Genomic DNA, 8,079 nt, shown 5'->3' on the forward strand with positions numbered 1-8,079 from the left:
GGCCACCGAGGCTACCGCCGTGGCAGCGGTGCGGGCGGCCGGGGTCGGCGCGGTGGTGGTCAGCCACCGGCCGGCGCTGCTGCGACTGGCCGACGAGATGGTCTCCCCCGTACCTGCCGGCGGACCGGTCGAGGAGGTGCGCCAGTGACTCCGACCCGGCACGTCATAGCCCTTGTCAGGCGCCTGTTGCGGCAGGCCGACCACGGTTGGCGGCAGTTGGTGGTCGCGATCGCGTTGGCCACCTTCGCCAGCGGCGCGTCGGTCGCCCTGATGGGCACCTCCGCCTGGCTGTTGAGCCGGGCCGCCGAGCATCCCCCGGTGCTCTACCTGCTGGCCGCCTCGGCGATGGTGCGGTTCTTCGGTATCGGACGCGGGGTCGGCCGCTACCTGGAACGGCTGGTCGGCCACAACCTGGCGCTGCGGATGCAGAGTGCGCTGCGGCTGATCACCTACGACAAGCTCAGCCGCACCACGCTGCTGGGCCGCCGGCACGGTGACCTGCTGGTGCGGGTGACCGCCGACGTCGAGGCGATCGTCGACCTGGTGGTTCGGGTGGTGCTGCCGTTCTCGTCGGCGGCTGTGGTGATGATCGGTGCCAGCATCGTCCTGTCGATCTTCAGCCCGCTGTTCGCGGTGGTGCTGCTCGGCACCTCGATCCTGGCCGGGATCGTGATGCCGTGGCTGGCCCAGCGCTGGTCGCGGGAAGCGGACCGCCGGGCCGTCCCGGCGCGCGGCGAACTGGGCGATCAGGTGCGCGAGATGGCCCGGTGTGCACCAGACCTGGTGGCCTACGGCCAGACCGATGCCGCGACTGCCCGGCTGGCCGCGGTCGACCTGGAGCTGCGCGAGACCGAGGCCACGGGTGCCTGGACGCGCGGGGTGGCGTCCGGCATGCAACTGCTGGCGACCGGGATAGCGGTCGCCGCGGCGCTGCTGATCGGCGGACCCGCCGTGGTTGCCGGCGACCTGCTGGCCCGCAACCTGGCCATCCTGGCGCTGGTGCCGCTGGCGCTGCACGAGGTGTACGCCGACTTCACCAAGGCGGCCCAGACCCTGACCCGGGCCCGCACCGCACTGGGGCGCGTGCTCGATGTCCTGGACGCCGAACCGGTCGGATCCGGTGACCGGGTGGTCGCCGAGCCGACCGGAGGAGCGGAACCGGTGAGGGGGCTCAGGCTGGCCGGGGTCGCGGCGGGCTGGCCGGACGCCGGGCCGATCCTGGAGGGGGTCGACCTGACGGTGGCGCCCGGGGAGTCGGTGGCGCTGGTCGGAGCGTCCGGGCTGGGCAAGACCACGCTGGCGGCCACGATCATGGGTCTGATCCCGGTCCGCGGTGGGTCACTGGAGGCACCGGCCAGAATCGGCTACCTCGCCCAGGACGCCCACATCTTCGCCACCACACTCGCCGAGAACGTCAGGATCGGCAACCGGGACGCCAGCGAGGCCGACGTGGCCCGGGCGATGGCCAGGGCCGGTCTGTCGCTGGATCCGCAGCGAGTCGTCGGTGAGGAGGGTGCCACCCTGTCCGGTGGTGAGGCACAGCGGGTAGCGCTGGCGCGGGTGCTGGTGGCCGCCGAGCAGCCCGAGCTGGTGGTGCTGGACGAACCGACCGAACACCTGGACCGGGAGACCGCACACGCGCTGCTGGACGACCTGTTCTCGTCGCTGGGTGGGGCCGCGATGCTGGTCATCACCCATGATCAGGACCTGATGGCGCGTTGCGACCGGGTCGTCGAACTCGACCGGTGGGCGGTGGCCGGTAGCCGTTGAGCCACCTGGGCGGGGACGCGTCCGGAAGCCTCGGATATCGCCATTCGCGCCATTGCCCCACCGCCTCATAGATGGCCAGCGGCGTCTTCAGCCACCAGTACTCGCCGAAGCGGTAGTCATCGGCGGCCGCCAGCCGGCGCGCCAACTCCAGGTCCTGGCGGCGCAAGAACCTGCGGGCCCGCCAGGCGTGCAGTGAGTTGGACGCCACCTTGATCACCTCGGCATCGGCAACCAGTAGCGCCGCGAACTCCATGTTCTGCCAGGTCGAGCGGGCCCGCTCCTCCAGCACGATCAGTTCGGGTGGGACGCCGAGCTCGCACAGCAGGTCGGCGAGCACGGCGGCCTCGGATCGTTCCGAGTCGATCGCAGCGCCGGTGCAGATGATCGTAGTTGCTGATGCGCTGGGCGAGATGGAGCGGGCGGCGATCCGGGCCCGCCAGTGCTGCAGCGGGTGCGGGCTACCGTTCGGACGCGATGGGTAGCCGAGCACGATGATGGCCTCACGCCTGCCGACGGCGTCCCCGGCCCGGTTGCGGCGCCCCGGGGGCAGACCCCGGCCGTGCGCCCAGGCGTGGCTGAGCTCACCCACCGCGAGGTAGCCGGCAGCTGCGGCCAGTAATGCCGCCGCCACAACCTTGCTCCCTCGCCGATCCACCCCACCAATCTGCCACTCGCGGCGGGTGGAAGACTGAGCCGGACGGCAACTGCTCAAGGAGGACGACCATGGCATCCACTGCACCCAGCCACGACCAGCCGGTGATGGCGGTGACCGGCGGCGCGTCCGGAATCGGGCTGGCGACCGCGGGCCTGTGGGTGGAGCGCGGTGGCCGGGTGGTGCTGCTGGACGTGAATCCGGTTTCGCTGGAGACGGCGACCGCGCAGCTCGGGCCGGCCGCACGCGGCGTGCTGACCGATGTCACCGTCCGAGCCAGCGTGGACGCCGCGTTCGAGTCGATCGGCGAGGTGGAGGGACGGTTGGACGCGCTGGTCTGCTGCGCCGGCAATGCGCGCCCCGCGCCGAGCGCGACCATGTCGGACGACGACTGGGACTCGCTGCTGCAGGTGCACCTCAGCGGCACGATGCGGTGCTGCCGGGCCGGGTATCCGCTGCTGGTGGCGAGCGACCAGGCATCCATCGTGACGATCTCGTCGGTTGGCGGGTTGATGGGCATGCCGCAGCGGGCAAACTACACCACCGTGAAGTCAGGCCTGAACGGGCTGACCAGAACGCTGGCGGTCGAGTGGGCGAAGGACGGGATCCGGGTGAACTCGGTTGGCCCGGGCTACGTCGCCGGTGCGTGGATCGAGAAGCTGGTGGCCGAGGGCAGCCTGAACAAGGCGCCCATCGAGGCCCGGATCCCGCTGGGCCGGTTCGCCGCTGCGCGCGAGATCGCCGAGGTGATCTGCTTCCTCAGCTCACCGCTGGCGTCCTTCGTGACCGGCGCGACGTGGATGGCTGACGGCGGCATGACGGTGGCCGGCGACTGGTACGAGTGAGGCATGCCGGGGCACTGGTACGAGTGAGGCCGGCCGGCGGCTCCGAGGGAGATGGCGCTGGCCCCGCCGCGCTGGTCAACGGAGTTCCGGTTTCGAAACGCGCAACCGGGAATTCAACGATTCAACGGCCCGGAATCGCATTAGAGCGTGCCGGAACCGGAAATCTGCGCGGGTGCCTCAGTCGAGCAGCTCCCGAACCATCGGCACCACCTCGGTGCCGTACAGCTCGATGGAGGTCATCAGATGCTCGTGTGCCAGCGTCCCCGAGCTGATCTTCAGCGAGGCCCGCTGGGCACCCAGCGTCTGGATGACCTTCGACAGCTTGTGCGCCACAGTGGTGGGCGAGCCGACCAGCATCGAACCTTGTTCAATCTCGTGCTCGAACTGCTCCCGGTTCGGACGCGGCCAGCCGCGTTCGGCGCCGATGCGTCCGGTCATCTCCAGCCACGGCTGGTAGAGCTGCTCGCGGGCCTGCTCATCGGTCGGCGCGATGTGCCCGTAGGAATGGAATCCGACGGGCTGCTCCGGTTTGCCGAACTTGGCCAGCGCCCGGTGGTACAGGTCGACGAACGGGTAGAACCGCTCGTGCGGCCCGCCGATGATCGCCAGCATCAGCGGGAAACCGAACCGGGCCGCCCGGATCACCGACTCCGGGCTGCCGCCGACCGCCACCCAGGTCGGCAGCGGTCCATGCTCCAGCGGCGGGTACAGGCTCACGTTGTCCAGGTTCTGGGTCAACTCGCCGCGCCAGGTCACCGGCTGGTTGGTGCGCAGCTCAGCGAACAGCGCCAGCTTCTCCTCGAACAACGTCTCGTAGTCCGACAGCTCGTAGCCGAACAGCGGGAACGACTCGATGAACGAACCCCGCCCCAGGGTGATCTCGGCGCGGCCCGAAGAAAGGGCGTCCAGGGTGGCGAACCGCTCGTAGACCCGCACCGGGTCGTCGGAGCTGAGCACCGTCACCGCCGTGTTCAGCCGAAGGCGTTCGGTACGGGACGCGATCCCGGCCAGCACCATGTCGGGTGACGAGATGGCGAAGTCATCGCGGTGGTGCTCGCCCAGACCGATGTAGTGCAGCCCCACCTGGTCGGCCAGCACCGCCTCCGCCACGACATTGCGGATCACCTGCGCGTGGGGGATGGGGTGGCCGCTCAGGTCGTGGGTGAGATCACCGAAACTGTCGATGCCGAATTCGATCGCCTTCGAAGCCATATGCCATCAACGCGGCGCAACCCGGGATCATTCCGGAATTACCCAAGCCGACCTGGCGTTAGAGGCGACATGAGCAGGGTTCTGGGGATCATCGGTGCTGGCAAGCTCGGCACCACCATCGGACGGGCCGCAAGCGACGCCGGGTGGCAGGTCGACTTCTTCGACTCCGCACCCGCCGACCTGACCAGCCTGATCGTCGAGGCGATGGTGCCGGACGCCCGACTGGTCCCGCTGACCGATCTGGTGGCCGACTCCGACATCGTGATGCTCGCGGTGCCGTTCAGCCTGTCCGACCAGATCGACTACTCACTGCTGGACGGCAAGGTCGTCCTCGACCCGATGAACCTGTGGGAGCCGGTGGACGGCCCCGCTCCGACCACCACCGAGCGCAACGGCTCAACCTCGCAGCTGGTCGCCAGCCGCAACCCGCGGATGCGGTTGGTCAAGTCGCTCAACCACCTCGGCTACCACGACTACACCGCGGACGCCCGGTCGGCGGAGGTACCGAGCCGCCGCGCGGTGGCCGTCGCGTCCGACGACCGCGAGGCCCGGGAACTGGTCAGCCAGCTCGTGGACGACATCGGTTTCGACCCGGTCCCGGTGCCGTTCGACCGGTCGCGGCTGCTCGAGCCCAATGGCCCGGTCTTCGGCACCTGGCTGGACGCCACCAGCATGCGAAAAGTGCTGGACGCCTGACCCGCCCGCCGGTCAGCGCCGGCTGAGGACGACCTCGTAGCTGCGCGCCGGCTCGGGCTCCTGGGCGCTGCAGGTCAGCAATTCCGGTTCCCGCAGCGTCTCGGAGACCTCGGCCCGCCAGCGCTGGCCCTGCACCAGCAGCTCGACGACCCCGCCATCGAGCCCGACCGGAACCACCTCGTCGAAACCGGTCACCCGGAACTCCCTCCGGGCTGCCGACACGGCGGCCTGCACCGGCCAGGACTGGGTGCTGCGTCCCCGGTGGTGGTCGAGGTCGAGCTCGCCGGCCAGGTAGCTGCGCACCACCCGGACCCCGTCGTCCCCGTCGAGCCGGCCGAAGTAGTCGCCGCGCGGCAGGACGACCATGTTGCCGGCGAACCGGTCGCCGCCGAGGTGCGACGCCTCCCACAACAGGCCGGGATACTGCCCGGAGATCGCCGCGGCCACCGGCCGGCCGCGGGTCGCGCAGCACGGATCGTGCCGGCCGTGGGTGCACACCAGCACCACCGGGTCCAGGTGGTCCTCCCAGCCGATGCCGTCGCGACCCAAGGCGTCGGACGGGTCGAGGTCGATCAGCTCTCCCAGTTCCTCAACCACCGTGGTCTGCAACCAGCCGAACCGGGCGTTGGCTATGAACACCCTCCTGGGGCCGGGCGCGGATCGTCCTGGTCGCCGGATGAGCAGCGGCCGCAGCCCCACCTGGCGACGCCAGTCGCTCAGCACCGCCCGCAGCTCGGGCGGCAGCCGGTGGCTGTGCAGCACTTGCGGGCCCCACGGGCCGGGGTCCTCCATCAGCAGGAACGTTCGGACGGTGGAGGCGGTGGCCCACAGCGGTTCACCGCGGGCCCGGCTCGCGTCCGAGCAGCGGCTCACCGAACTACTTCCAGCAACCCCTCGCGCACCAGCCTGCGGCACAGCACCACCGAGCTGTCGGCGTCAAGGTGGTCGAGGTCCTCCGGGCTGAACTGGTCCGCCTCCAGCGCGGCCCGCACGGCGTCCTCAACCTGCAACGGCATGGACAGTCGTCGGTCACCGAGCAGCAGTTCGAGCTTGCCGTCCCGGTGCCGTAGCGTGCACTGGCTGCCAACGCGGCGGCGGAGCGTGGTTCCGGCGTCCATCCGGCGGGCGTCGAGCAGGTCGAGCAGCGCCCCGGCCAGCACCGGTTGACGCCCGGTGCTGAAGGTCGTCTCCAGCCGGTCGACCTCGGCGAGCGTGTCCACCGCCTGCAGTTGCGCGGCCAGGCCGGCCAGCCGGTCCTTCAGGGCGTCGGCCAGGCCGCCGGGATCGGTGAACAGGGCGGCCGGCAGCGGTTCGGCCTGTCGTTCGTCGCCAGTGATGACCCGGTTCACCACATCGCGCAGGAAGTCCGACCAGACGAATCGGTTGATCCCGACGGTGACGTGCAGGGACGCCACGTCCTGCCCGGTGCGGGCCATGTGCGGGGTGCCGGTCGGCAGGTACATCGAGGTGCCGGGCTGCATGATGACCTGGCGGGCGCCATCGGCGTCGTGGATCTCCCAGTCCTTGCTGCCGTAGGTCTGGAAGGTGAACACGTCATGGGTGTCGCGGTGCAGCGCGAAGCCCTGCGAACCGGGTGGGGTGAGGTACGCGTTGGCCTGGCAGGGGTGCCCGAGCTGCTGCTCCAGCCCGCGGACGAGTTGGCGCAGCGGTTCCCAGTAGCGCTGCAGGCCCTGAAAGACGATGGTGGCGCCGTCGTCGAACAGGGCGAGCACCTTCGCGGCGTCCAGCAGGCCGGTCATCGGCTGACCGGCGATGGTCGCCTTGCGGGTGTAGAGGGCCTGGTCGAGCACCTTGCCCTGCTTGGCCAGCCTGACCTGCGGGGTGCGCAGGGCGCTGGTGGTCAGCAACTGGTCGGCGTGGTCGAGCCCGAAGATCTGCTGAAGTTGATCGGGGTCGGCCTGGTGGACGAGGGGCCGGCGGCCCCAGACCTCCGCGACGAAGGCCTGGGAGTCCCCGGACAACAGTTCCAGGTAGTCCAGGGCTCAGGCGTCGGTTCCGTCCGCGTCTGCGCCATCGGTGCTGTCGCCATCGACGCCGTCGGTGCTGTCGCCGTCGCGGCCGTCGGTGCTGTCGCCATCCCGGCCGTCGGTGCTGTCGCCGTCCTTGCCGTCGGCGTCGCCTTCCTGCACCAGGTCGCCGAGACTTTCGCCGCCGCTGGTGGTGATGTCTTCATCGGTGAGGGCGAATTCCTCGCGTTCGCGGGGGTCGTTCGTCATGTCAACACTCCTTCCACAGATGGGACTGCGCGTGTTTGAACCTTAAGTGATCGTCGCGGCGCAGCGCGACAGCTGATCCAGCTTGCGGTCTGGGGTCTGATGGGCTTGGTCCCAGGTCGCAGTGGTCAGTGCTGCGGGGTACCGGTGGAGCCGGCTGGCTGGCAGTGGGGGCACCAGTAGAGGTTGCGGCCGGCCATGGTGGCGACCTCGACCTCGGTTCCGCAGACCAGGCAGGGCTGGTTGTGGCGCCGGTAGACGTAGACCTCCCCACCGTGGGCGTCGTCACGTTCGGGTCGTCCCATCGCCTCGGGGTTGTGCTCGGGGCGCACCGTGTCGATGCGGCCGGACGCCACCGCGTAGGCCATCAGCGCCACCAGGTCGGCCCACACCGACTCAAAGACCGCACGTGGCAGCCGGTTGCTGGGCAGATCGGGGTCAATGCCGTGCCGGTAGAGCACCTCGGCGCGGAAGATGTTGCCCACCCCGGCGAAGATCGACTGGTCCATCAGCGCCGCCCCGATCGGACGTCGGGTGGCCTGCAGCCTCCGCCAGGCCCCTTCGGGGTCGGCGTCCGGACGCAGCGGGTCGGGCCCGGCCGAGGCGATCACCTCGTCCCGTTCGGCCGCCTCGATCAGCCGGCACCACTGCGGTCCGCGCAGGTCGGCGG

At 70.3% G+C, this 8,079-nt stretch carries 9 protein-coding genes; 3 read left to right on the top strand and 6 right to left on the bottom strand.

The annotated features are described in order from the left end of the window. The first annotated feature begins 144 nt into the window (after positions 1-144). Positions 145-1,770 (top strand): thiol reductant ABC exporter subunit CydC, encoded by a 1,626-nt coding sequence (gene cydC, locus WBL05_RS03240; RefSeq protein ID WP_424223701.1) that lies wholly within the window; start codon positions 145-147, stop codon positions 1,768-1,770. Here cydC and WBL05_RS03245 read toward each other — a convergent pair. Then, entirely contained in the window at positions 1,691-2,401 is a 711-nt protein-coding gene (locus WBL05_RS03245; protein ID WP_424223702.1) for a YdcF family protein, read from the bottom strand. The two genes, cydC and WBL05_RS03245, sit on opposite strands and share 80 nt — an antisense overlap. 92 nt (positions 2,402-2,493) lie before the next feature. On the opposite strand from WBL05_RS03245, the gene WBL05_RS03250 reads away from it, so the two are divergent. Continuing rightward, positions 2,494-3,267 carry an SDR family NAD(P)-dependent oxidoreductase gene (locus tag WBL05_RS03250; RefSeq protein ID WP_424223703.1) on the top strand — a complete coding sequence of 258 codons (774 nt, stop codon included), beginning with the start codon at positions 2,494-2,496 and terminating at the stop codon, positions 3,265-3,267. Between the two features lie 177 nt (positions 3,268-3,444). Here the strand turns inward: WBL05_RS03250 and WBL05_RS03255 are convergent, their stop codons facing one another. Continuing rightward, positions 3,445-4,479, bottom strand: a complete 1,035-nt coding sequence (locus tag WBL05_RS03255) for an LLM class flavin-dependent oxidoreductase (protein WP_424223705.1) — start codon at positions 4,477-4,479, stop codon at positions 3,445-3,447. Positions 4,480-4,548: 69 nt separating this feature from the next. Here WBL05_RS03255 and WBL05_RS03260 point away from each other — a divergent pair, with 69 nt between their 5' ends. Then, positions 4,549-5,175, top strand: coding sequence for an NADPH-dependent F420 reductase (locus WBL05_RS03260; protein ID WP_424223706.1), 627 nt, complete (start codon positions 4,549-4,551; stop codon positions 5,173-5,175). Between the two features lie 12 nt (positions 5,176-5,187). Here the strand turns inward: WBL05_RS03260 and WBL05_RS03265 are convergent, their stop codons facing one another. From WBL05_RS03265 to WBL05_RS03280, 4 genes are all read right to left on the bottom strand, one after another. Continuing rightward, on the bottom strand, positions 5,188-6,048 hold the full coding sequence (locus WBL05_RS03265; RefSeq protein WP_424223708.1) for a sucrase ferredoxin: 861 nt from the start codon (positions 6,046-6,048) through the stop codon (positions 5,188-5,190). Then, positions 6,045-7,157, bottom strand: a complete 1,113-nt coding sequence (locus tag WBL05_RS03270; RefSeq protein ID WP_424223709.1) for a JmjC domain-containing protein — start codon at positions 7,155-7,157, stop codon at positions 6,045-6,047. Before WBL05_RS03270 ends, WBL05_RS03265 begins: the two co-directional genes overlap by 4 nt. A 21-nt stretch (positions 7,158-7,178) precedes the next feature. Next, complete coding sequence (locus WBL05_RS03275) at positions 7,179-7,412, bottom strand: hypothetical protein (protein WP_424223710.1); 234 nt, start codon at positions 7,410-7,412, stop codon at positions 7,179-7,181. 125 nt (positions 7,413-7,537) lie between these two features. Beyond that, a partial coding sequence (locus WBL05_RS03280; RefSeq protein WP_424223712.1) for an Fpg/Nei family DNA glycosylase occupies positions 7,538-8,079 on the bottom strand: 542 nt, incomplete at its 5' end.

Origin of the sequence: Brooklawnia sp., assembly GCF_049651565.1 — a bacterium.
In the GTDB taxonomy this organism is placed as follows: Bacteria; Actinomycetota; Actinomycetes; order Propionibacteriales; family Propionibacteriaceae; genus Brooklawnia.

Excerpts from the sequence above, each read along its gene's own strand:
- WBL05_RS03250 (WP_424223703.1), top strand. The coding sequence starts at position 2,494 with ATGGCATCCACTGCACCCAGCCACGACCAGCCGGTGATGGCGGTGACC.
- WBL05_RS03255 (WP_424223705.1), bottom strand. The coding sequence starts at position 4,479 with ATGGCTTCGAAGGCGATCGAATTCGGCATCGACAGTTTCGGTGATCTC.
- WBL05_RS03260 (WP_424223706.1), top strand. The coding sequence starts at position 4,549 with ATGAGCAGGGTTCTGGGGATCATCGGTGCTGGCAAGCTCGGCACCACC.
- WBL05_RS03275 (WP_424223710.1), bottom strand. The coding sequence starts at position 7,412 with ATGACGAACGACCCCCGCGAACGCGAGGAATTCGCCCTCACCGATGAA.